Origin of the sequence: Pandoraea commovens (assembly GCF_024704525.1) — a bacterium.
In the GTDB taxonomy this organism is placed as follows: Bacteria; Pseudomonadota; Gammaproteobacteria; order Burkholderiales; family Burkholderiaceae; genus Pandoraea; species Pandoraea commovens.
The window spans coordinates 4,562,649-4,586,999 of record NZ_CP102780.1; the positions used below are offsets into that span (position 1 = coordinate 4,562,649).

Sequence of the window (24,351 nt, forward strand, 5' to 3'; positions counted from 1 at the left end):
TCGCGGATAAAACCGCAATTTGCATACACAGACCACGCAAGGGACGTCACAGAATGACAGCGCAAGACACCGCACCGGCGCCGGACACGGGCGCGGTACGCACGTATCTTCTCGGGCTTCAGGACCGCATTGTCGAGACGCTGGAGCGCCTGGACGGCAAACGCTTCTTCGTCGACGACTGGCAGCGTCCCGCCGATGGCGCGCTGCGTGGCGACGGGCGCACCCGCGTGCTCGACGATGGTGACTTCTTCGAGCGCGGCGGCGTCAACTTCTCTCATGTGATCGGCGACAAGCTGCCCGCGTCGGCCAGCGCCTCGCGGCCTGAGCTGGCCGGACGCGGCTTCGAGGCGCTCGGTGTCTCGCTGGTCCTGCATCCTCGCAATCCGTATTGCCCCACGGTGCACTTCAACGTGCGCATTCTGATTGCCACCGCGCCCGGCGAGTTGCCCGCGTTCTGGTTCGGCGGCGGCATGGATCTCACGCCGTACTACGCCCACGAAGAAGACTGCCAACACTTCCATCAGACGTGCAAGAACGCGCTCGATCCGTTCGACACCACGTGGTATCCGCGCTTCAAGACGTGGTGCGATGAGTACTTCTATCTGAAGCATCGCCAGGAGCCGCGCGGCATCGGCGGCATCTTCTTCGACGACTTCTCCGGCGGTGGCTTCGACACGGGCTTTGCCGTCATGCAAAGCGTGGGCGATGCGTTCCTCGACGCGTACGTGCCTATCATCGAACGCCGTCGCGGCATGCCGTACGGCGAACGCGAACGCGATTTTCAGGCGCATCGCCGTGGCCGCTACGTCGAATTCAATCTGGTGTGGGACCGTGGCACGCACTTCGGCTTGCAATCGGGCGGGCGTACCGAGTCGATTCTGATGTCGATGCCCCCGATCGTGAAATGGCACTACGACTGGAAGCCGGAGCCGGGCACGCCCGAAGAAAAGCTCTACACCGACTTCCTCGTGCGCCGCGAGTGGGTGTAAAGGCGCTGCACGCATGACCGTCACCTCTCCTGCAACGCAAGGCGTCCCGGCCACTCCGCCCCACCCAACGCGCAAGCGTATCGGCGTGCTCGGCGGCACGTTCGATCCGATCCACACCGGGCATCTCGCGCTCGGCGCACTGTTCGCGCACACGCTGGCGCTGGACGAACTGGTGCTGATGCCCGCAGGCCAACAGCCGCAGAAGCAAGGCAGCACGGCCGCCGAGCACCGGCTGGCCATGACCCGGCTCGCCGCACAGGGGCTGGCGGCCGAGCTGGCCGTCACCCATGCGTCGACGCAGGTGATCGTCAGCACGCGCGAGATCGAGCGCGCCGGGCCGAGCTACACCGTCGATACCCTGCGGGACATGCGACAGGACGCCGGGCCCGACGCGTCGCTCTCGCTGCTCATCGGCTCGGACCAACTGGTGCGGCTCGACACCTGGCACGCCTGGCGCGAACTGTTCGATTACGCCCACGTCTGTGCGGCGGCGCGGCCCGGTTTCAGTCGCGAAACAGCATCCCCGGAACTGCGTCAGGTCTTCGGGGAGCGGGAAAAGTCCGCGCTCGGGGTACAATCCACGCCATGCGGCGGCATCCTGATCGACGACTCACTGGCCGTCGACATCTCCGCCACCGAGTTGCGCGCCATGCTGGCGCACGCGCGAGACACTGTCACACCCCCGGCAAACCTGCCCGAACCCGTGTGGCAGTACATCCGCACGCAACACCTGTACCGCGCCTGACGGCCCCACGGCAATTGCCGGGCCGCTATCTCGCACCCCTGTTTCACCAAATAGACGCACTATGGATATTCGTAAACTTCAGCGCCTGATCGTCGACGCCCTCGAAGACGTCAAGGCCCAGGACATCAAGGTGTTCAACACCGAACACCTCACCGCCCTGTTCGAGCGCGTGATCATCGCGAGCGGCACGTCCAACCGCCAGACCAAGGCACTGGCCGCGAGCGTGCGCGACAAGGTCAAGGCCGCCGGCGGCGACATCGTCAGCATGGAAGGCGAAGACGTGGGCGAATGGGTGCTGGTCGACACGGGCGACGCCATCGTCCACATCATGCAACCGGCCCTGCGCCAGTACTACAACCTCGAAGAAATCTGGGGCGAGAAGCCCGTCCGCCTGAAGGCCGCCGGCACCAAGGCCGGTGCGAAGGCCAGCGCGGAAGACGAAGACGAGGAAGACGCGCCCGCTGCCCCGGCACCGGCCCGTCGCAAGACCAGCAAGTAAGACGCCGCAAGCGACACTGCCGACATGCGTCTGTTCATTCTCGCAGTCGGGCACAAGATGCCCGGCTGGATCGAGACCGCCTTCGCCGAGTACGCCAAGCGCATGCCGCCCGAGCTGCGCATCGAACTCAAGGAAATCAAGCCGGAGCAGCGCTCCAACTCCCGCACCGCCGAGACGGTCATGGCCGCCGAAGCGCAACGCATCGACGCGGCGCTGCCGCGCGGCTGTCGTCTCGTCTGTCTGGACGAACGCGGGCAGGATCTCACCACCATGCGTCTGGCCCAGTCGCTCACCGTCTGGCAACAGGACGGACGCGACGTGGCCTTCGTGATCGGCGGCGCCGACGGGCTCGACCCAGCCCTCAAGTCGCGCGCCGACACCCTCATCCGCCTGTCCAGCCTCACCCTGCCACACGGCATGGTGCGCGTGCTGCTCGCCGAACAGCTCTACCGCGCGTGGAGCATCAACGCCAATCACCCCTATCATCGGGTCTGACGGCATTCTGTCGACGGGACGGCACGTCACCTGACGTGATATCCGCCGTCCTTGTGTGACAAAAAAATAAGTCATCCATAAGTCATAAACGCGTTTTGCGGTGCAATGCAACGTTGTGCCGGACCCTCGACACCACGCCGGGCCTTGCTGGACGTGGCACTTCGCGGCGTGTCAATCCCCCCGTTGCACTCGCGTGCAACACGCATTGTGCAGTGCGAATGGAAATAACACGGTGACGTGTTAGTCTACGCGGCGCTACAGTTCGCACCGCGAACAAGTAGGGTCCACTCACACAATCAGACCCTTGACTTCTCGTGAACCCCCGGAGATTGGCATGAAGCAACCTTCCCTGCGCACGTTCGCCCTCGCTGGCGTTGGCGCCGCCCTGGCACTCGGCATGAGCACGTCGGCCCTGGCCGCCACGGAAATCCAATTCTGGCATTCGATGGAATCGGCCCTTGGCGATCGCGTCAACCAGATCGCTGCCGACTTCAACGCATCGCAAAGCGACTACAAGATTGTCCCGATCTACAAGGGCAACTACGAGCAGGGGCTGGCCGCAGGGATCGCCGCCTTCCGCGCTGGCAATGCACCGGCCATTCTTCAGGTGTACGAAGTGGGCACCGCCACGATGATCGGCGCCAAGAAGGCCGTGAAGCCCGTGTGGCAAGTGATGAAGGACGCCGGTGAGCCGTTCGACGAAAAGGCCTTCGTGCCCGCCATCGCCGGTTACTACGCCGACAGCAAGACCAATCACCTGATTTCGATGCCGTTCAACAGCTCGACGCCGGTGCTGTACTACAACAAGGACGCCTTCAAGAAGGCTGGCCTCGATCCGAACAAGGCGCCGAAGACGTGGGCCGACGTGAAGGCCGACGCCGAGAAGCTGAAGGCTTCGGGCATGTCGTGCGGCTTCACGATGGGCTGGCAAGGCTGGACGCAGCTCGAGAACTACAGCGCCTGGCACGCCCTGCCGTACGCCACGAAGGACAATGGCTTCGGCGGTCTCGACGCCAAGCTCGAATTCAACGGTCCGCAACAGATCAAGCACATCCAGTTCCTGGCCGACATGGCCAAGGAAGGCACGTTCACGTATGTGGGCCGCAAGGATGAAGTGACCTCGAAGTTCTACAGCGGCGACTGCGGTATCGCCATGACGACGTCGGGCGCGCTCGCCAACATCGGCAAGTACGCCAAATTCAGCTACGGCGTGGGCATGATGCCGTACGACGCCGACGTGAAGGGCGCTCCGCAAAACGCCATCATCGGTGGCGCCAGCCTGTGGGTGCTCGCCGGCAAGTCGGCCACCGAGTACAAGGGCGTGGCCAAGTTCCTGAACTACCTCGCTTCGCCGGCCGTGGCCGCCAAGTGGCACCAGGACACCGGCTACCTGCCGGTCACCAAGGCGGCTTACGAGCTGACCGAGAAGCAAGGCTTCTACGCGAAGAACCCCGGTGCCGACACGGCCATCAAGCAGATGCTCAACAAGGACCCGCTGCCGTACACGCGCGGTCTGCGTTTGGGCAACATGCCGCAGATCCGTACGGTGGTCGACGAGGAACTCGAAGGCGTGTGGAGCGGCAAGCAAACGCCTAAAGCCGCGCTCGACAAGGCAGTGGAACGTGGCAACGACCTTCTGGCTCGCTTCGCGAAACAAGGTAGCTAAGTCGCGCTCAACGTTCGATGAACGCGCGATAACGCACGCAATGCCGGGGCTTTTCCTGCATTTGCGGCGTGAATCGTGACGTTACAATGACGCCACCCCGGCTCGCGTGATACGCGGGCCGGTTTGGTTTTTTTCGGTCACTACGTTATGGCGCATACCTCCAGAGAACGTCCCCGCTTCGGCACCGGCTGGCTGCCCTACGCGCTTGTCGCGCCGCAGCTCATCATCACCGCCCTGTTCTTCCTCTGGCCTGCGGGCGAGGCCCTGTGGCAATCGACGTCGACGCAAGACGCCTTCGGCCTGTCGAGTGAGTTCGTCGGGCTCGACAACTTCACCTCGCTGTGGGGCGATCCGCTCTATCTCGCGTCGTTCAAGACAACGATGATTTTCAGTGGGCTGGTCACCGTCTGCGGACTGGTCATCTCGCTGTTGCTCGCGGCGATGGCCGACCGGGTCACGCGCGGCAAGCGCCTGTACCAGACGCTGCTGATCTGGCCGTACGCCGTGGCACCGGCCATTGCCGCCGTGCTGTGGGCGTTCCTCTTCAACCCGAGTATCGGTCTGGTCACCTACGGCCTGGCGAAGGTCGGCATCGAGTGGAACCACGCGCTCAACGGTGGTCAGGCGATGTTCCTCGTCGTGCTCGCCTCGATCTGGAAACAGGTCAGCTACAACTTCCTGTTCTTCTACGCCGGGTTACAGGCGATTCCGCGCTCGCTCGTGGAAGCCGCCGCGATTGACGGTGCAGGCCCGATCCGACGCTTCTTCGGGCTGGTGCTGCCGCTGATTTCGCCGACGACGTTCTTCCTGCTCGTGGTCAACCTCGTGTACTCGTTCTTCGACACCTTCCCGGTGATCGATGCGGCCACGGGCGGCGGTCCGGGTCAGTCGACCATGACGCTGATCTACAAGATCTACTCGGAAGGCTTCAAGGGGCTCGACCTCGGCAGCTCGGCTGCCCAGTCGGTGGTGCTGATGGTCATCGTCATCGTGCTCACGGTCGTGCAGTTCCGCTTCATCGAACGCAAGGTGCAATACGCATGATCGAGAACCGTCGCGGCCTGGATATCTTCTGCCACGTCATGCTGATAATCGGCGTGCTGCTGGTGGTCTTCCCGCTCTACGTGGCGTTCGTCGCCGCCACCATGAACGAGAGCGAAGTCTTCAACGTTCCCCTGTCGCTCATTCCGAGCACGCACCTGCTCGAGAACTTCTCGACGGTGTGGAGTGCGGGCACCGGCAACGCTGCCATGCCCTTCGGACTGATGCTCGGCAACAGTCTGTTCATGGCACTGGTCGTCACGATCGGCAAGATTTCGGTGTCGATCCTGTCGGCCTTCGCCATCGTGTATTTCCGCTTCCCGCTGCGAAATCTGTTCTTCTGGCTCATCTTCGTCACGCTGATGCTGCCGGTCGAAGTGCGGATTTTCCCAACGGTGCAGGTGATTTCGAGCCTCGGGCTCATCAACAGCTACGCCGGTCTGACGATCCCGCTGATCGCCTCGGCCACGGCCACTTTCCTGTTCCGTCAGTTCTTCATGACGCTGCCGGACGAACTCGTCGAAGCCGCGCGCATCGACGGCGCAGGGCCGATGCGCTTCTTCTTCGACGTGGTGCTGCCGCTGTCGAAGACGAACATCGCGGCGCTGTTCGTCATCACCTTCATCTATGGCTGGAATCAGTACCTGTGGCCGATTCTGGTGACCAACGCACCGGAGATGACCACGGCGGTCGTGGGTATCAAGAGCATGATCGGTAGCGGCGACACCGCTACCCAATGGCAACTCGTCATGAGCGCTACGTTGCTCGCCATGCTGCCGCCGCTCGCGGTGGTGCTGCTGATGCAACGCTGGTTCGTGCGCGGTCTGGTCGATTCGGATAAGTAATCATGGCAAATCTCAAACTCCATAGCGTCAAGAAAACCTACGACCAGAGCAACTACGTGCTGCACGGTGTCGACATCGACATCGAAGACGGCGAGTTCGTGGTCATCGTCGGCCCGTCGGGCTGTGGCAAGTCGACGCTGCTGCGCATGGTCGCCGGCCTCGAATCGGTGAGCGAAGGCAGCATTCTGATCGGCTCGCAGGTCGTCAATCAGCTAGAGCCGAAGGATCGCAACATTGCGATGGTGTTCCAGAACTATGCGCTGTATCCGCACATGGACGTGCGTCAGAACATGTCGTACGGCCTGAAGATTCGCGGCATCGACAAGAAGGCCATCGAAGAGCGCGTGCTCGCGGCGGCGCGCATTCTGGAACTCGAACCCCTGCTCGCGCGCAAGCCCCGTGAACTGTCGGGCGGTCAGCGTCAGCGCGTGGCTATGGGCCGTGCCATCGTGCGCGAACCGGCCGTGTTCCTGTTCGACGAACCGCTCTCGAACCTCGACGCCAAGCTGCGCGTGCAGATGCGTCTGGAAATTCAGCGTCTGCACAAGCGTCTGAAAACGACGAGCCTGTACGTCACGCACGATCAGGTCGAAGCCATGACGCTCGCCGATCGCGTGATCGTCATGAACAAGGGCTACGCCGAGCAGATCGGCACGCCGACGGACGTCTACGAGCGTCCGGCGTCGCTGTTCGTGGCGAGCTTCATGGGCTCGCCCGCAATGAACCTGCTCAAGGGCCGGGTCGATGCGGAAGGCCGTACGTTCGAAGTCGACGGTGGTCCGGCGCTGCGCCTGCCGCCGACGAGCATGGCCCACGCAGGGCGCGAACTGGTGCTTGGCGTGCGTCCGGAACATCTGGTGCCTGCCGAACAGCAGAACGGGCTGGGCGCGTTCGCCGCACAAACCAGCATCACCGTCGATCAGCTCGAACTGCTCGGCGCGGACAATCTGCTGCACGGCCGCTGGGGCGAGCAAAACTTGACGGTGCGTCTGCCGCACGAGTTGCGTCCGGCGGCGGGTTCCGTCATGCCGCTGGCGATTTCCGCCAAGGCGCTGCACCTGTTCGATCCTTCGACGGGCAAGCGGGTGGAAGCGTGAGCGGCACGACCTCAGACCCGGCAACCGGCCATTTGTGGCGCGACTGGCCGTATCCGCGCATCGTCTCGCATCGCGGTGGCGGCAAGCTCGCGCCGGAGAACACGCTCGCCGCCTTCGAGATGGGTGCCTCGCTCGGCCTGCGCATGGTCGAGTTCGACGCCAAGCTCTCGGCGGATAACGTCGTCTTCCTGCTGCACGACGACACCGTCGATCGCACCAGCAACGGTCACGGCGCTGCAGCGCAAATGACCTACGCCGAGATCGAAAAGCTCGACGCTGGCAGTTGGTTTGGCGCGGACGGCCGCTTTGCAGGCCAGACGATGCCGACGCTGGCGCAGGTGGCGGAGCGTTGTCAGGCGCTGGGACTCGCGGCGAACGTCGAGATCAAGCCATGCCCGGGGCGTGAAGCCGAGACTGGCACGTTGGTGGCGCAAGCCGTCAAGGCGCTGTGGGCCGGTCAGGCCCAGCCGCCGCTGCTTTCCTCGTTCTCCTATGAGGCGCTCGAAGCGGCGGCCGCTGCCGTGCCGGAACTGCCGCGCGGCATGCTGTACGAGGCCGTACCGGCGCACTGGCGCGACGATGCCCGTAAGTTGGGCACCGTCACGCTGCATGCGAGCCACAAGCATCTCGACGGCCCGCAGGTCGCCGAGATCAAAGCCGCTGGGCTGCATATGCTCGTCTACACGGTCAACGAGCCGGCACGTGCCCGTGAACTGGCCGCGTGGGGCGTGGACGCCATCTGCACCGACCGCATCGACCTGATCGGCGCGGACTTCCTGGCCGACCTCTGAGCGGTAGAGGGGGACGTCGTGGACGTTCCCCGCCCTGCACGGCCCTTTCGGCCTGTTCGGCCTGTTCGGCGCTTTGGCTCCACGGCCTCTACCGTCCCTGAAAGCCCCCTATCGCACGCAATTCCCTTGAAAAACGGCACCCGCCTGCCGCCGCCGCATGGTGGCGGGCGGGGTCGCAAGGCGGCATAATAGGGCGTTCCCCTCGCCCAGCCCATCCAGCGGCCCGGTGCGCGCGCTGCAAATTTCTGCAAAGCCGTGTGCCGGGCTGGACGAATTCAAGCCAAGCCGCCATGCCGTACATCTATCTCGCTTCGCAAAGCCCCCGCCGTCAGGAACTGCTGCAACAGCTCGGCGTTCGTTTCGAGTTGCTGCTGCCCCATGCCGACGAGGACGCCGAAGCACTCGAAGCCGTGCTGCCTGGGGAGCCGCCCGACGACTACGTGCAGCGCGTCACGCGCGCCAAGGCCGAAGCGGCGATGGCCCGTCTGGCGCGTGCCGGACTGCCCGGCGCGCCGATCCTGACGGCCGACACGACCGTCTGTCTCGACGGCACCATCCTCGGCAAGCCGTTCGACGACGCCGACGCCTGCGCCGTACTCGCCCGTCTGTCGGGCACCCGTCATCGCGTGCTCACCGCCGTAGCGGTCTGTGCCGACGGACAGGTCCATCAGGCGGTCAACATCTCGCACGTGTGGTTCCGGCCGTTGCGCCGCGAGGAGATCGAGCGCTACGTCGCCTCGGGAGAACCGAAAGGCAAGGCGGGCGCTTATGGTATTCAGGGGAAGGCTGCCGAGTTTGTGATGCGTATCGACGGCAGCTACTCCGGCATCATGGGACTGCCGCTTTGCGAAACCGCCGCGCTGCTGCGCCAGGCGGGCGTCGACTTCTAACGCTATTTGGCCCCGCGCATTTCGAGTCTGGTCGACAATTTATGAACGAAGACATTCTGGTCAATATCACGCCACAGGAAACCCGTGTGGCGCTTATGCAGCTCGGCGCCGTGCAGGAACTGCACATCGAGCGCACGCTCTCGCGCGGTCTGGTCGGCAACATCTATCTGGGCCGCGTCGTGCGCGTGCTCCCGGGCATGCAATCGGCCTTCATCGATGTCGGGCTGGAGCGCGCGGCGTTCCTGCATGTGGCCGATATCTGGCATCCGCGCACCAATAACGACACGTCCGTGCCGCATCCGCAGCCGCCCATCGAGAAGACGGTTTTCGAAGGGCAGACGCTGATGGTGCAGGTCATCAAGGACCCGATCGGCACGAAGGGTGCGCGTCTGTCGACGCAAATCAGCATTGCCGGACGCACGCTCGTCTATCTGCCGCAGGAGCCGCATATCGGTATCTCGCAGCGCATCGAGAGCGAAGCCGAGCGCGAGGCGCTGCGTAGCAAGATTCAGGCGCTCGTGCCGGCCGACGAGAAAGGTGGCTTCATCGTGCGCACTATTGCGGAAGATGCAGCGGACGCCGAACTCGCCAACGACGTCGCCTATCTGCGCAAGTCATGGCAGACGATTGGCGAGCAAAGCACGCGTGTGCCCGCCCCTGCCCTGCTGTATCAGGATCTGAATCTGGCCCAGCGCGTGCTGCGCGACTTCGTGCATGAAGAGACGGGCAAGATCCTCGTCGACTCGCGCGAGACGTATCAGAAGCTGGCCGAGTTTGCGGCGACTTACACGCCTGCCGTGCTCGGCAAGCTCACGCACTACACGGGCGAGCGTCCGCTGTTCGATCTGTACAACGTCGAGACGGAAATCGAGCGCGCGTTGTCGCGTCGTGTCGATCTGAAGTCCGGCGGCTATCTGATGATCGACCAGACCGAAGCGATGACGACCATCGACGTGAACACCGGCGGCTACGTCGGTGCGCGCAACTTCGACGACACGATCTTCAAGACCAACCTGGAAGCGGCGCTGATGATTGCGCGCCAGTTGCGGCTGCGTAATCTGGGCGGGATCATCATCATCGACTTCATCGACATGGAAAGCGCCGACCATCGCGACTCCGTACTCTCGGAGTTGAAGAAGGCGCTTGCACGCGACCGCACGCGCATCACGGTGAACGGCTTCTCGCAGTTGGGGCTGGTGGAGATGACGCGCAAGCGCACGCGCGAATCGCTTGCGCACGTGCTATGCGAGCCGTGTGCCGTGTGTCAGGGCAAGGGACAGGTCAAGACGCCGCGCACGCTGTGCTACGACATCCTGCGCGAGATTTTGCGCGAATCGCGTCAGTTCAACCCGCGCGAGTTCCGCCTGATCGCCTCGCAGGAAGTCGTCGATCTGTTCCTCGAAGAAGAGTCGCAGCACCTCGCGATGTTGATCGACTTCATCGGTAAGCCGATCTCGCTTCAGGTCGAATCGTCGTTCCATCAGGAGCAGTACGACATTATTCTGATGTAACCGCCATTGCAAAAAACCGGGGCATCCGCCATACAATACGCAATCGATCCGATTTCGTCGTGCGCGAAAGCACGCCCCGGCCATGCCCTACTCGAACTACGACAACCTTGCGGCATCGAGCGAGGCGCTCGACAAACATGCCGTCGCTCGCCATTCGACCTGGGTCAGCATCTGGGTCAATGTCGTGCTGACGACCGCCCAGATCGTCATCGGGATATTCGCGCGCTCGCAGGCGCTGATCGCCGACGGCATCCACTCCCTCTCCGACATCGTCTCCGACTTTGTGGTGCTCGCCGCCGCACGCGGCAGCGCCCGGGCACCGGACGCCGATCACCCTTACGGGCACAACCGTTACGAAAACGCCGCGTCGCTATTTCTGGGCGTGATCCTGCTCGTAGTGGGTGCGGGGATGTTGTGGCGTGGCGTGGAGCGTCTGCTGCACCCCGAGGACATTCCCGAGGTGCATACCATCGCGCTGGTCGTGGCGGTCGTGGTGCTCGTCAGCAAGGAAGGACTCTTCCGCTACATGCTGCGCGCGGCACAACGGGTGCGCTCGGCGATGCTCGTCGCCAACGCGTGGCATGCACGTTCGGACGCCCTCTCGTCGCTCGTGGTGGCGTGCGGGATTCTCGGCAACCTCGCGGGCTACCGCATTCTCGATCCGCTCGCGGCCGCGCTCGTCGGGCTGATGATCGGACGCACCGGGTGGAAATTCGGCTGGAACGCCTTGCAGGACCTGATCGATCGCGGCGTGGACGACGACACCACCGTCACGATTCGCCAGCGTCTGCTCGACACACCGGGCGTGCGCGGCATCGACATGCTGCGTACGCGACGAATGGGCGATGAGATCGTCGTCGACGTCCACATTCTCGTGGACGCACGCCTGTCGGTCTCGGAGGGGCACTACCTCGCCGAACAGGCTCGGGCCGCAGTCATGAACGAACCGCAGATCCTCGACGTGCTGGTGCACGTCGACCCGGAAAGCGACACCAAGGGTACCGCGCTGCAACAGTGGCCGGCACGCGCCGTGGTGGTCGGTGCGGCCGAACTGCTGTGCCGGGCCAATGCGCTGGCCCTGCACGACGTCAAGCTGCACTATCTGAACAACGGGCTGGAAGCCGATGTGATCGTCGAAGGGCTGAACGGTTCGAACGGTTCGAACCGTTTGGCGGCGGGCGACGGTGGCATCGAAGGGCCGTCGCAGACCGTCGCCGATGCCCTGACCGCCCGCTTCGCCCCGCTGGGATTGCGGTTCGTGCGAGTGCTCAGGGTCACGGGCGAAACTCAGTCTTCGTGAGTGTAGTCGGCGAACAGCATGCCCTGCTTATCCTTGTCCGAGACGATCGGCGTGATGCCGTCGAGCGGCCAGGGAATCGCCAGTGTCGGATCGTCCCAGCGGATGCAGCGCTCGAACTGCGGCGCCCAGTAGTCCGTGGTCTTGTACAGCACCTCGGCCGTCTCCGACGTCACCACAAACCCGTGGGCGAAGCCCGCCGGAATCCACAGTTGCCGCTTGTTCTCAGCGCTCAGCACTTCGGCGACCCACTTGCCGAACGTCGGCGATCCTTCGCGAATATCGACGGCCACGTCATAGATCTCGCCTTGCAGCACGCGGACCAGCTTGCCTTGCGGCTGCTTGACCTGATAGTGCAGACCACGCAACACGCCGCGCGCCGAGCGCGACTGATTGTCCTGCACGAACGTGAGCGTCTCGCCAAGACCGTCGTTGAAATTACGCTGGTTGAAGCTTTCGAAGAAATGACCGCGCGAGTCGCCGAACACCTTGGGTTCGATTACGCGAACGGCCGGAATGGCGGTGGGAATCACTTGCATATTGAGGTACCGGTAAGAATCTGAGACAGAGAACTGAGACGGAAAAGCGCCGACCTTAGAACACGCGCTCACGCAGCATGGAGAGGAGATACTGGCCGTAACCCGTCTTCGCCAGCGGTTGCGCCAGCTTTTCGATGGCCGCCGCATCGATCCAGCCCCTGCGGTACGCGATCTCTTCCGGACAGGCCACCTTGAGCCCCTGACGCGATTCGATCGTTTGAATGAACGTGCTCGCTTCGAGCATCGACTCGTGAGTCCCCGTGTCGAGCCAGGCGTAGCCGCGTCCCATGATCTGCACGTTCAGCTTTCCGCGCTTCAGGTATTCGTTATTGACGTCGGTAATTTCCAGCTCGCCTCGTGCCGACGGCTTGATCGAGCGTGCGATGTCGACGACGTCGTTGTCGCAGAAGTACAGCCCGGTCACGGCGTAGCGCGACTTCGGCTCCGTCGGCTTCTCGACGAGTTCGATCGCCTTGCCGTGTTCGTCGAACGTGACCACACCGTAGCGTTCGGGATCGTGCACCGGATAGGCAAACACCGATGCGCCGTCCGTTTGCGCGTTGGCGGCCGAAAGCAGCGCAGCGAAATCGTGTCCGTAGAACAGGTTGTCACCGAGCACGAGCGCGCACGGATCGTTGCCGATGAAGTCGGCACCGATCAGGAAGGCCTGAGCCAGACCGTCCGGCGAGGGCTGAACCGCATACTGGAGATTCAGGCCCCACTGGCTGCCGTCGCCCAGCAATTGCTCGAAACGCGGCGTGTCCTGCGGGGTCGAAATGATCAGCACGTCCCGGATCCCCGCCAGCATCAGCGTGGTCAGCGGGTAATAGATCATCGGCTTGTCGTAGACCGGAAGCAGTTGCTTCGAGACGGCCAGCGTCGCCGGATACAAGCGCGTGCCGGACCCGCCAGCCAAGATGATGCCCTTACGTTTGATACTCATACGTTGCCTCAGTCGTTCTTCTGATAATGCGTTTCGATCCAGCGCTGGTACTCGCCTGACTGCACCTGACGCACCCACTCGCCGTTGGCCAGATACCACTGCACCGTCTTGCGCATGCCGGTCTCGAACGTTTCCGCCGGACGCCAGCCCAGTTCGCGCTCAAGCTTGCGGGCATCGATAGCGTAACGACGATCATGTCCCGGGCGATCCGTCACGAACGTGATCTGATCGAGGTACGACTTACCGTCGGCGCGCGGCGACAACTCGTCGAGCAATGTGCACAGATGCTTCACGACCGACAGGTTGTTCTGCTCGTTCCAGCCGCCCACGTTGTAGACCTCGCCCAGCACACCCTTGGCAAGCACTTCGCGAATGGCCGAGCAATGGTCGCCAACGTACAGCCAGTCGCGCACGTTGCTGCCGTCGCCATAGATCGGCAACGGTTTGCCGGCGAGCGCATTGGCGATCACCAGCGGAATCAGCTTCTCGGGGAACTGGTAGGGACCGTAGTTGTTCGAGCAGTTGGTCGTGAGGACCGGCAGACCGTACGTGTGGTGATAAGCGCGCACCAGATGGTCGGAGCCTGCCTTCGAGGCCGAATACGGGCTGTTCGGGGCGTAGGGCGTGGTCTCGGTGAAGGCCGGATCCGTCGGGCTCAGCGAACCGTAGACCTCATCCGTCGATACATGCACGAATCGGAAGTTATCGCGCGCTTCGCCTTCGAGCGAACCCCAATAGGCGCGAGCGGCTTCGAGCATCGTGAAGGTGCCGACGATGTTCGTCTGCACGAACTCGCCCGGACCATGAATGGAACGGTCGACGTGGCTTTCCGCCGCGAAATGCAGCACGGCACGCGGACGGTGTTCGGCGTACAGCTTGTCGAGCGCTGCGCGATCGCAGATGTCGACTTGCGCGAAATGGTGACGGGGGTCGCGCTCAAGACTTGCCAGATTCGCCAGATTGCCTGCGTAGGTGAGCTTGTCGATCGTCACGACCGGTTCATCGTGTTGCGCGAGCCAGTCGAGAACGAAGTTTGCGCCGATGAATCCGGCGCCGCCAGTCACGAAGATCATAGGTATCGAAGTTTTGTGAGAAGTAGGTTTAACGGGTGCGAGGCACGCGCCCCATCAAGAAGAATTCGTCGTTGGGCCGCATCGAAATGGCATTGGCGATTCGGTTGGACATACCGAAGAACGCCGTAATGGACGCAATGTCCCAGATATCCTCGTCGTTCAGCCCGTGGCGACGCAGCGTGGCGTAGTCTTCGTCGCTCACTTCATGCGAGCGTTCGCAGACCTTCATCGCGTACGCCAGAATCGCCTTTTGCCGTTCGGTCAGGTCCGCCTTCAGATAGTTGACGGCCACCTGATCGGCGAGCAACGGCTGCTTTTCGTAGATGCGCACCAGCGCACCATGCGCGACCACACAATACAGACATTGATTCACCGCACTGGTTGCGACCACGATCATCTCGCGCTCACCCTGGCTCAGATTGCCATCCTTGAGCATCAAGGCGTCGTGATATGCGAAAAATGCGCGAAATTCGTCCGGACGGTGCGCGAGCGTGAGGAAGACGTTGGGGATGAAGCCAGCCTTTTCATGGACCGCGACGATGCGCGCACGAATATCGTCCGGCAACGCGGCGAGGTCCGGCACGGGAAAACGACTGATCGGCGGCTGGCTCATCATAGTCTCCTCAAATCCTCAAATGCTGGGGTATGTGGTTTGGGGCATGACGTTGCGCCCCCCGCAGTGCACACGGCATCGGCGGGCGCCCCGGATGTCACGCTTCCTGCTGCTGTGCGTACTGAATGCGGTGCAAATGGGCGTAGAGGCCATTATGCGCCACGAGTGCCTGGTGAGATCCCTGCTCCGCTATGCGGCCATGTTCGAGCACGACGATACGGTCGGCGCGTTCGATGGTCGACAGGCGGTGCGCGATCACCAGCGTGGTACGGCCTTCCATCAACACTTCGAGCGCCGCCTGCACATGACGCTCGGATTCCGAATCGAGTGCCGACGTCGCTTCGTCCAGAATCAGGATCGGCGCGTCCTTGTAGATCGCGCGGGCAATCGCCAGACGCTGACGCTGGCCGCCCGACAGGCGCATGCCGTTATCGCCCACCAGCGTGTTCACGCCGTCAGGCATGGCGGCGACTGCATCGGCCAGATTGGCAGCGCGCAGCGCTGCCTGCACTCGTTCGGCGTCGACTTCCTGACCGTAGGCGACGTTTGCGGCAATGGTGTCGTTGAACAGCACGACGTCCTGACTCACGAACGCAATCTGACGACGCAGGTCAGCCAGACGCAGATCGTTGAGCGGAATGTCGTCGAGCAGAATGCGTCCGCCGGTCGGATCGAAGAAGCGCGGCACCAGATTGACCATCGTCGTCTTGCCGCTGCCCGAGGGACCGACCAACGCCACCATCTCGCCCGGCGCGACCTCCAGCGAAATCCTGTCGAGCGTCGGGCGCTCGCTCGCGCCGTAGTTGAAGCTCACCTGATCGAACGTCACACGGCCCTTCGCACGTTCGAGCGTGCGCTCGCCGCCGACCGGCTCGACTTCGACGTCCATCACTTCGAAGATCAGCTCGGCAGCCGTCACGCCGCGTTGCAGCGGCTGGTTGACGTCCATCAGATGCTTGAGCGGGGACACAACCAGCAGCAGTGCCGTGACGAACGCCGTGAAACCGCCCACGGTCATCTCGCCCGACGACGACTCGATCATCGCGACGGTAATCACGATGGCGAGCGCCAGCGAGGCCAGCGCCTGCGTGACCGGCTGCGCGAGACCGCCGGAGACCGTCACGCGCATGGCGTAGCCGCGCAGCGTGCTGGTCATCTTGTCGAAGCGGTTCTTCTCGTACTCTTCGCCATTGTGGATCTTCACGACCTTGTAGCCGCCGACCGCTTCTTCGACCACATACGACAACGCGTTGGTCAGCGTCTGCTGCTCACGATTGAGACGACGCAGGCGGCGGTTGATCTTGCCGACCAGCCAGCCGATCAACGGCAGAATCACGGCCACAACCAGCGTGAGACGCCAGTTCAGATAGAACAGATACCCCAGCAGGCCGACGACGGTGAGCGAATCGCGCACGAGCGTGATCAGCACCGTGGTAAGCACGCCGAGCACCTGATTGACTTCGTAGACGATCGCGTTGATGAGCGTGCTGGTCGTCTCGCGCTGGTAGTAGGCGGCCGGGGCGTGCAGCAGACGCTCGAACATCTTCACGCGCAGGTCGAGCAGCACGCGGTTCGAGACCCACGACAGCATGTAGTTGGCCGAATATTGCGCCAGCCCCCGGATCACGGCCAGGCCGATCACGGCGGCCGGGACATACCAGAGCTTCCAGGGATCGCCGCCCGAGAAGCCCTTGTCGAGCACCGGCTTGAGGACTGCCGGGATGGCCGCTTCGGTGGCCGCCACCAGCGCCATGGCGAGAACGGCCAGCAGGCCCATGTGCCAATATGGCTGGAGATAGCCCAGCAGACGTCGCAGAATCGGTCCGGTGGGCTTGTGCGGTGCGCTCATGTAAGTCGGGGACAGCGGGAAAACCGCTATTCTAACGTACCGGCCGGTCCCGTCGGGACGTGTCCGAAGCGGACTCGGACCGCGCCCCAAAAATCGCCCTAACGCCGGATTTCCGGGGTCTTTGGCACGCCGGACGCCGGGTGGAACCGGTATACTCCGGCGCATGGCAAGCGCACTCGAAGTTCTCCGTACCGTATTCGGCTATAACGCATTCCGTGGCGATCAGGCCGCCATCGTCGACCATGTGGCCGACGGGGGCGATGCACTCGTGCTCATGCCCACGGGCGGCGGCAAGTCACTTTGCTACCAGATCCCCGCGCTGTTGCGCCCGGGCATCGGCATCGTCGTCTCCCCGCTCATCGCCCTCATGCAGGATCAGGTCGACGCCCTGCTGCAAGCCGGGGTCCGCGCCGCCTATCTGAATTCCAGTCTCGCTTTCGATGAAGCGGTCGATATCGAACGCCGCGCCGCGCGAGGCGAGCTCGATCTGCTGTACGTCGCGCCCGAACGGCTGCTGACCGACCGTTTCCTCAATCTGCTCGACCGGCTCGACGAACGCGGTCAGCTGGCGTTGTTCGCCATCGACGAGGCCCACTGTGTCTCGCAATGGGGACACGACTTCCGTCCTGAGTACATCCAGCTCTCGGCGTTGCATGAGCGTTATCCGCGTGTGCCGCGCATTGCGCTCACGGCCACGGCAGACGCCGCGACGCGCGAGGAAATACAGACGCGGCTCGGCCTGACGGACGCGCGCCTGTTCGTCTCCAGCTTCGACCGGCCGAATATCCGGTACGAAATCGTCGACCGGGACAACCCCCGCAAGCAGTTGCTGGCCTTTCTGAGTCGGCATCGCGGCGAAGCAGGCATCGTCTACTGCCTGTCGCGCAAGAAGGTGGAAGAAACGGCCGCGTGGCTGGAAACGCAAGGCATTCCCGCGCTGCCGTATCACGCGGGGCTGGACGCCGAGGTGCGCCGCACGCACCAACAGCGTTTCCTGCGCGAGGAAGGGCTGGTCATGGCCGCGACCGTCGCCTTCGGCATGGGCATCGACAAGCCGGATGTGCGCTTCGTTGCCCATCTGGACTTGCCCAAGAGCCTCGAAGCCTATTATCAGGAGACGGGACGTGCCGGGCGCGACGGCGAACCGGCCGAAGCCTGGATGACCTACGGCCTGAACGACGTGGTGGTCCACCGAAGCCGGATCGACGAGTCGAACGCGCCGGACCTCCAGAAGCGCATCGAACGCCAGAAGCTCGACGCGCTGCTCGGTTACTGCGAAGCCCCGCGCTGCCGTCGTACGGTGCTCCTGTCGTACTTCGGCGAGTCGAGTGAGCCATGCGGCAACTGCGACGTCTGCCTGAATCCCCCGGAAGTTTTCGACGGCACGATTGCGGCGCAAAAAGCGCTGTCGGCAATCCTGCGTACGGGCCAGCGCTTCGGCGCAGGCCATCTGGTTGACCTGCTGCGCGGGCGTAGCACGGACAAGATTCGTCAGTTCGGCCACGAAAGCCTGCCGACCTTCGGGGTCGGCGGCGAGATGGACGATCAGGGCTGGCGGGCCGTGTTCCGTCAACTGATTGCCCACGGCATCATCGAGCCGGACAGCAGTCAGTACGGTGCGCTCACGCTCAATGCGGCGGCGCGTCCGGTACTCAAGGGTGAGACGGTCGTGTCGCTACGACGCCAGCGTCCCACGGCGGGCAAGAAGAGCCGCTTTGCCGGATATGCATCGTCGCAGGCCATCGAACTGGATACGGCCGATCAGCAATTGTTCGAGAAACTGCGCACGTGGCGTCAGGAAATGGCGAAGACGCAGGCCGTCCCCGCCTACGTTATCCTTCACGACCGTACACTGCGAGAACTCGCTCAGCGCCGCCCGCGTCACCGCGAAGGACTGGTCGATATCACCGGCCTCGGAGAAGCGAAGATCGAGCGTTACGGCGAAGCGCTCGTCGAATTGTTGAACGCCTAAAGCCCACGCCGCGCCCACGCCCCGCCCACGCCCGCTCATGCCCACATTACCGCTTACCGTCACGATCCTCACGCGCAACGAGCGTCACAACATCGCCGACTGCATTGCATCGGTGAAGGCGTTCGCCTCGCAGATCGTGGTGGTCGATAACGCGAGTACGGACGGCACCGTCGATATCGCACGCGCCGCCGGAGCGGAGGTCCATGTCACGCCCGACTGGCCGGGCTTTGGGCCGCAGAAGAATCGCGCGCTGTCGTTCGCCACGCAACCGTGGGTGCTGTCGCTCGATGCGGACGAGCGCGTCACGCCGGAACTGGCCGCCGAGATCGCGGCGGCGATTGGCAGTGCATCCCACGCTGGCTATCGCATGCCGCGTCTGTCTCAGTTTCTGGGGCACTGGGTGAAGCATTGCGGCTGGTATCCCGATTACGTGCTGCGACTGTTTCGCCGCGAAGCCGGACGCTTCTCCGACAATCTCGTGCACGAGCGCGTGATCGTCGACGGCGAGATCGGCACCCTCACCCACCACCTGCTCCATTACAGCTACACGGAAGTCCGTCAGGTCGAGGACAAGGTGCAGCGATACGCACGCGCCGGTGCCAGGGAGATGTCGCTGCGCGGCAAACGCGTCTCCGCGATCAAGCCGTGGATCAATGGCGGATGGGCGTTCGTTCGGACCTACGTGCTACGTCGTGGCTTCCTCGACGGCGCAGCCGGTGCCGCGATTGCCCGCATGAACGCTCGCAGTGCGTTCCTGAAGTACGCTTTGCTTCGACGCGGCGAAGTCTGACGACCGCCCCAAAGCAAAACGGACGCCCCTGGCGTCCGTTTCTCATTCCGCACTCATTCCGCACTCATTCCACGCTTACTTCGCCAGCGCTCGTTTGATGCGCGAGCGGAACAACTGCCAGCGCAGTTTGCTGTCATCGACCGGCTCGGCGAGGCGGCCATCGCTGCCCGACGGCACCGGCGTGCCGCGACGCAGATAGTGGCGATCGAAGATCGACTGCGTCATGCCCCACTTGCGCAGGAATTGCGTGCGTCCGTCGTTCTTGACCACCTTGCCGGTGCTCTTGCACTGGAAGTGATAGACGAGACTAGCACCCACGCCGACGAAGCGGCGCGCGCCTGCGGCCCACATCTTCATCGAGAAGTCGTTGTCGCTGCTCATGCCGGGGCTCAGCTCCGTGCTGTAGCCACCGACGAGGAACCACCAGTCGCGATGCACGAGCGTGGGCGGCCACGTCGCGCCGAACCAGTCGGGCTTCTTGTACGTCGGCACAGCCGCGAGCAGCGCCGCCTCATCGAACGTATCGACGTCACGGCCGAAGTCCTGCACCAGCACGCAAGGGTTGCCGGTATCCACCGGTTCGATCATCGTGCCCGACAGCATGAACGCCTTGTCCGGTTGCGCCTCCGCGCGCTCGATCAGCGTCGTGTCCCAACCCGGACAGCAATACATGTCGTCGTTCAGATAGACGATGTACTTCTCGCGCGCCAGCGCCGCCGCCTGATTCACCGCGTAGCAGATCCCGATGTTATTGGGCGACGCCGTATGCTCGATCCCTTCGGCCCGGACCCAGTCGAGCGAACCGTCGGAACCGTCGTTGATGTGCACGATGATCTGATGCGGGTAGCGCGAGTTCTGTCGGATGCTGCGCACGCACAGTTGCAGCAAGGCAAGGTTGTTCCAGGTCGGAACGATGATGGAGAACATCCGGATTTCCTTGTGATATCGAACGGCGGGCGATGGACGCGATGGGCGCGATGGGCGCAATAGGGCAATGCGTCGCTACGCCAACGCGCCGGTTAGCGAAAGGCAGCCAACCGGCGCTGCCTTGCGCGAACCGATGCATCAATAGACGACTTGTACCGAGTCGGTGGTGAGCCACTGACGAAGCTCGCCCAGCAATTCGTCGCCAGGCTGCACCTTCCACTCGTCGCCGAGACGCGACTCGCACTCGGCGTCCGTGCGGCGATAGACGATATGCACCGGCAGGCCGTTTTGCTTATCCGCGTCGCCATCGCCGTTGCCATTACCGTTACGTCGGCCGAAACCTCCGCCACCGCCACCTCCACCACCGTTAAACCCACCGCCGCCATTGAAGCCACCACCACCGCCCGCGCCCGCCGTGGCGGCCACGCGGTACATCGTGCAGTGCGGCTGCAACGTGGCGCGAAGACGCGTCCAGTCGGCGTTGCCGTTAAACGACAGCTTGAGCGCCCGGGCGAAGCGCGCACGCGCGCGGCCGAGGTCCATGAGGCTTTCGACGGTGAAACGCAGGCCGCCCGTAAAGCTGTCCGGTCGCGCATTGCCGTGCACGATCAGCAGTTCGTCTTCCTTGAACAGGTGCTTGTTTGCCTCGAACTGCTCGTTGAAGATCGTGACTTCGAGCGTGGCCGTACCGTCGTCGAGCTGCACGATCAGCATCTTGCCGCGCTGCGTCATCATGGTGCGCATGCTGGAGATCACGCCAGCAACGAGACGATCACGCCCTTCGGACAGATCGCGAATACGCGTGCGCACGAAGCGTCGCACTTCGTCCGAATACGAGTCGAACATGTGACCCGACAGGTAGAAGCCGAGCGCCTGCTTCTCCTCCTGCAGCTTGCGCTTGTCGGTCCACGCCGGTTCGTCGGCCAGTTCCAGCGGTGCTTGCAGGCTTTCGTCGCCCAGATCGAACAAGCTGACCTGATTGGCGGCAGCACTCGCCTGCTCGGCCGCTTCCATCGCCATCGGCACCGACGCCATCAACTGCGCCCGGTTGTCGTGGATCGAATCGAACGCGCCCGCGCGAATCAGCGCTTCAATCGTGCGACGGTTCACCACGCGACGGTCGATCCGCGCGCAGAAGTCGAACAGGTCGGTGAACGGCTTGCCCTCACGGGCGCGCAGAATTTCCTCGATGGCCGACTGACCGCTGCCTTTGATGGCGCCCAGACCGTAACGCACGGTCTTCGAGTCCGCCGGTTCAAAACGATACGCCGAGACGTTGACGTCCGGCGGCAGCACGCCCAAGCCGTTGGCCGTGGCAAGGCAATCTTCGTAGAGAATCTTGACCTTGTCCGTGTCGTCCATGGCCAAGCTCATGTTGGCGGCCATGAATTCGGCGGGATGGTGGGCCTTCAGCCACGCGGTGTAGTAGGCGAGCAGCGCATAAGCGGCGGCGTGCGACTTGTTGAAGCCGTAGCCCGCGAACTTCTCCATCAAGTCGAAGATTTCGTCCGACTTTTCGCGCGTCAGGCCATTCTCGGCGGCACCCTTGGCGAAAATCTCGCGGTGCTCGGCCATTTCCTCGGCCTTCTTCTTACCCATCGCGCGGCGCAGCAAGTCGGCGCCACCGAGCGAGTATCCGCCGATGATCTGCGCCATCTGCATCACCTGCTCCTGGTAGACCATGATGCCGTAGGTCTCCTGAAGCACCGGCTCCACGCGCGGATCCGGATATTCCGTCTTCTCGCGACCGTGCTTACGCGCGCAGAAGCTCGGAATCAGGTCCATCGGACCCGGACGATACAACGCCACCAGCGCGATGATGTCCTCGAAGCGGTCAGGCTGAGCGTCCTTCAACATGCCCTGCATGCCGCGACTTTCCAGCTGGAACACGGCGACCGTGTTGGCCTTCTTGAGAATGCTGAACGCGGCCGGGTCCGTGAGCGAGACCTGTTCGAGCGACCAGTCCGCCATCTCCGGATGCAGGCGCTTGATGTAGCGCTCGGCCCAGTTCAGGATCGTGAGCGTGGTCAGCCCCAAGAAGTCGAACTTCACCAGACCGACGGCTTCCACGTCGTCCTTGTCGTACTGACTCACCACACCGCTGGCGTCTTCGCCGCTGCCCTGCGTGTAGAGCGGGCAGAAATCGGTGAGCTTGCCCGGGGCGATCAGCACACCGCCCGCGTGCATGCCGACGTTACGCGTGAGCCCTTCCACCCGCTGCGCCAGCTCGATCAGCTGCTTGACCTCGTCTTCCGTCTGGAAGCGTTCGGCGAGTTGGGGTTCTTCCTTGAGCGCGTCGTCGATGGTGACGTGCTTGCCCGGCTTGAACGGGATCAGCTTCGAGATACCGTCTACGAAGTTGTAGCCGAGATCGAGCACGCGGCCCACGTCGCGCACCGCTGCCTTGGCGGCCATCGAGCCGAAGGTGGCGATCTGCGAGACGGCGTCCGCGCCGTACTTTTCCTTCACGTATTGAATGACGCGGTCGCGGCCGTCCTGACAGAAGTCGATGTCGAAGTCGGGCATCGACACACGTTCCGGGTTCAGGAAGCGCTCGAACAGCAGGTTGTACTTGAGCGGGTCGAGGTCGGTAATGCCCAGCGCATAGGCGACGAGCGAACCGGCACCGGAACCCCGGCCCGGGCCCACCGGCACGCCGTTGTTCTTCGCCCACTGGATGAAGTCGGCCACGATCAGGAAGTAACCCGGGAAGCCCATCTTGATGATCGTGCCGGTCTCGAAATCGAGCCGCTTGTAATACTCGGGCCGCTGCTTGTCGCGCTCGGCTTCGTCCGGGAACAGCTGCGCGAGACGCGTCTCCAGGCCTTCCTTGGACAGCTGGACGAGATAGTCGTCGAGCGACATGCCGTCCGGCGTGGGAAACAACGGCAGCTTCGGCTTGCCGAGTTCGAGCGTCAGGTTGCAGCGCTTGGCGATCTCGACGGTGTTGGCCAGCGCGGACGGCACGTCCTCGAACGCGGCCAGCATGTCGTCTTGCGTGCGGAAACTTTGATCCTGCGTGAAACGACGCACCCGGCGGGCATTGCCCAGCATCTCACCTTCCGAGATACACACGCGCGCCTCGTGCGCCGTGAAATCGTCGGAGGTCATGAACTGAATGGGATGCGTGGCGACGACCGGGAGCCCGGCCTTCGCCGCCAGTTGCACCGCCTGTTGGACGTACGTCTCCATGCCCTGCTGACCAGTGCGTTGCAGTTCGATGTAGAACGCACCCGGGAAAACACTCTCCCAGTGTTTCGCACATTGCAACGCCAGATCGGGGTTGCCTGCGGCCAACGCTGCGCCCACGTCGCCCATCTGCGCGCCGGAGAGCGCCAGCAGGCCACGGGCGAGGCCGTCGGGCTGAAGCCACGACGGCTCGATCTCCGCGCGTCCCCGGTACTGGTTGCCGAGCCAGGCCTTGGACAGCAACTGGCACAGGTTCAGATAGCCTTCCCGGTCGCGCGCGAGCAGCAACAGACGCGAGGGCTTGTCACGGTCGGCCGGATTCGTGATCCAGGCGTCGCAACCGATGATCGGCTTGACGCCCTTGCCACGGGCTTCCTTGTAGAAACGGATGGCTCCGAACATGTTCGCGAGGTCGGTGAGCGCGAGCGCGCCCTGACCATCCTTGGCGGCGGCCTTGACGACGTCGTCGAGCCGCACGATGCCATCGGCGATCGAGTATTCGGAGTGGAGACGGAGGTGGACGAAGCGAGGTTCTGACATGGGCCGTATTGTAACGCGGCGTCGCCGGATTTCGCCGCGCGCCCGGGCTG

Annotated in this window: 21 protein-coding genes; 14 read left to right on the forward strand and 7 right to left on the reverse strand. The window is 63.4% G+C overall.

Translation table 11 applies throughout. The annotated features are described in order from the left end of the window. Positions 1-53: 53 nt before the first annotated feature. From hemF to NTU39_RS20585, 12 genes are all read left to right on the forward strand, one after another. Positions 54-989, forward strand: coding sequence for an oxygen-dependent coproporphyrinogen oxidase (gene hemF, locus NTU39_RS20530; RefSeq protein WP_150664285.1), 936 nt, complete (start codon positions 54-56; stop codon positions 987-989). A gap of 13 nt (positions 990-1,002) precedes the next feature. Continuing rightward, a complete protein-coding gene (locus NTU39_RS20535; RefSeq protein ID WP_257958437.1) occupies positions 1,003-1,734 on the forward strand; it encodes a nicotinate-nucleotide adenylyltransferase in 732 nt (243 codons plus the stop codon). Positions 1,735-1,795: 61 nt separating this feature from the next. Next, positions 1,796-2,233, forward strand: coding sequence for a ribosome silencing factor (rsfS, locus tag NTU39_RS20540; protein WP_257958438.1), 438 nt, complete (start codon positions 1,796-1,798; stop codon positions 2,231-2,233). A gap of 24 nt (positions 2,234-2,257) precedes the next feature. Further along, on the forward strand, positions 2,258-2,728 hold the full coding sequence (gene rlmH, locus NTU39_RS20545; RefSeq protein ID WP_150576343.1) for a 23S rRNA (pseudouridine(1915)-N(3))-methyltransferase RlmH: 471 nt from the start codon (positions 2,258-2,260) through the stop codon (positions 2,726-2,728). 397 nt (positions 2,729-3,125) lie between these two features. Continuing rightward, on the forward strand, positions 3,126-4,394 hold the full coding sequence (gene ugpB, locus NTU39_RS20550; RefSeq protein ID WP_246184582.1) for a sn-glycerol-3-phosphate ABC transporter substrate-binding protein UgpB: 1,269 nt from the start codon (positions 3,126-3,128) through the stop codon (positions 4,392-4,394). Positions 4,395-4,541: 147 nt separating this feature from the next. Further along, the gene (gene ugpA / locus NTU39_RS20555; RefSeq protein ID WP_150664289.1) at positions 4,542-5,438 is read left to right on the forward strand and encodes a sn-glycerol-3-phosphate ABC transporter permease UgpA; all 897 of its coding nucleotides are present in this window, start codon (positions 4,542-4,544) and stop codon (positions 5,436-5,438) included. Further along, entirely contained in the window at positions 5,435-6,280 is an 846-nt protein-coding gene (gene ugpE, locus NTU39_RS20560; protein WP_150576340.1) for a sn-glycerol-3-phosphate ABC transporter permease UgpE, read from the forward strand. The genes ugpA and ugpE overlap by 4 nt, the downstream gene beginning before the upstream one ends. 2 nt (positions 6,281-6,282) lie before the next feature. After that, positions 6,283-7,377: a sn-glycerol-3-phosphate import ATP-binding protein UgpC gene (locus NTU39_RS20565; protein ID WP_150664290.1), complete on the forward strand. Its 1,095-nt coding sequence runs from the start codon at positions 6,283-6,285 to the stop codon at positions 7,375-7,377. Continuing rightward, a complete protein-coding gene (gene ugpQ / locus NTU39_RS20570; RefSeq protein WP_174984630.1) occupies positions 7,374-8,168 on the forward strand; it encodes a glycerophosphodiester phosphodiesterase in 795 nt (264 codons plus the stop codon). Before NTU39_RS20565 ends, ugpQ begins: the two co-directional genes overlap by 4 nt. 290 nt (positions 8,169-8,458) lie before the next feature. Then, complete coding sequence (locus tag NTU39_RS20575) at positions 8,459-9,058, forward strand: Maf family protein (protein WP_150664291.1); 600 nt, start codon at positions 8,459-8,461, stop codon at positions 9,056-9,058. Positions 9,059-9,099: 41 nt separating this feature from the next. Beyond that, entirely contained in the window at positions 9,100-10,569 is a 1,470-nt protein-coding gene (rng, locus tag NTU39_RS20580) for a ribonuclease G (RefSeq protein ID WP_257958439.1), read from the forward strand. Positions 10,570-10,651: 82 nt separating this feature from the next. Then, positions 10,652-11,869 carry a cation diffusion facilitator family transporter gene (locus NTU39_RS20585; RefSeq protein ID WP_257958440.1) on the forward strand — a complete coding sequence of 406 codons (1,218 nt, stop codon included), beginning with the start codon at positions 10,652-10,654 and terminating at the stop codon, positions 11,867-11,869. Here NTU39_RS20585 and rfbC read toward each other — a convergent pair. The 5 genes from rfbC to msbA form a co-directional block, all read right to left on the reverse strand. Next, a complete protein-coding gene (gene rfbC / locus NTU39_RS20590) occupies positions 11,857-12,405 on the reverse strand; it encodes a dTDP-4-dehydrorhamnose 3,5-epimerase (RefSeq protein WP_039400704.1) in 549 nt (182 codons plus the stop codon). The two genes, NTU39_RS20585 and rfbC, sit on opposite strands and share 13 nt — an antisense overlap. A gap of 55 nt (positions 12,406-12,460) precedes the next feature. Then, on the reverse strand, positions 12,461-13,342 hold the full coding sequence (gene rfbA / locus NTU39_RS20595; protein WP_150664573.1) for a glucose-1-phosphate thymidylyltransferase RfbA: 882 nt from the start codon (positions 13,340-13,342) through the stop codon (positions 12,461-12,463). A gap of 14 nt (positions 13,343-13,356) precedes the next feature. Continuing rightward, the gene (rfbB, locus tag NTU39_RS20600; protein WP_150664293.1) at positions 13,357-14,421 is read right to left on the reverse strand and encodes a dTDP-glucose 4,6-dehydratase; all 1,065 of its coding nucleotides are present in this window, start codon (positions 14,419-14,421) and stop codon (positions 13,357-13,359) included. Positions 14,422-14,449: 28 nt separating this feature from the next. Further along, positions 14,450-15,034 carry a peroxidase-related enzyme gene (locus NTU39_RS20605; protein WP_174984633.1) on the reverse strand — a complete coding sequence of 195 codons (585 nt, stop codon included), beginning with the start codon at positions 15,032-15,034 and terminating at the stop codon, positions 14,450-14,452. Positions 15,035-15,131: 97 nt separating this feature from the next. Continuing rightward, positions 15,132-16,883 carry a lipid A export permease/ATP-binding protein MsbA gene (gene msbA / locus NTU39_RS20610; RefSeq protein ID WP_257958442.1) on the reverse strand — a complete coding sequence of 584 codons (1,752 nt, stop codon included), beginning with the start codon at positions 16,881-16,883 and terminating at the stop codon, positions 15,132-15,134. Positions 16,884-17,046: 163 nt separating this feature from the next. Here msbA and recQ point away from each other — a divergent pair, with 163 nt between their 5' ends. Further along, positions 17,047-18,855: a DNA helicase RecQ gene (recQ, locus tag NTU39_RS20615; protein WP_039400709.1), complete on the forward strand. Its 1,809-nt coding sequence runs from the start codon at positions 17,047-17,049 to the stop codon at positions 18,853-18,855. 37 nt (positions 18,856-18,892) lie between these two features. Continuing rightward, positions 18,893-19,645, forward strand: coding sequence for a glycosyltransferase family 2 protein (locus NTU39_RS20620; RefSeq protein ID WP_257958443.1), 753 nt, complete (start codon positions 18,893-18,895; stop codon positions 19,643-19,645). Positions 19,646-19,720: 75 nt separating this feature from the next. Here NTU39_RS20620 and NTU39_RS20625 read toward each other — a convergent pair whose 3' ends face one another. Then, the gene (locus NTU39_RS20625; protein WP_257958444.1) at positions 19,721-20,572 is read right to left on the reverse strand and encodes a glycosyltransferase family 2 protein; all 852 of its coding nucleotides are present in this window, start codon (positions 20,570-20,572) and stop codon (positions 19,721-19,723) included. Between the two features lie 138 nt (positions 20,573-20,710). Next, the gene (gene dnaE, locus NTU39_RS20630) at positions 20,711-24,310 is read right to left on the reverse strand and encodes a DNA polymerase III subunit alpha (protein WP_257960117.1); all 3,600 of its coding nucleotides are present in this window, start codon (positions 24,308-24,310) and stop codon (positions 20,711-20,713) included. Positions 24,311-24,351: the final 41 nt, after the last annotated feature.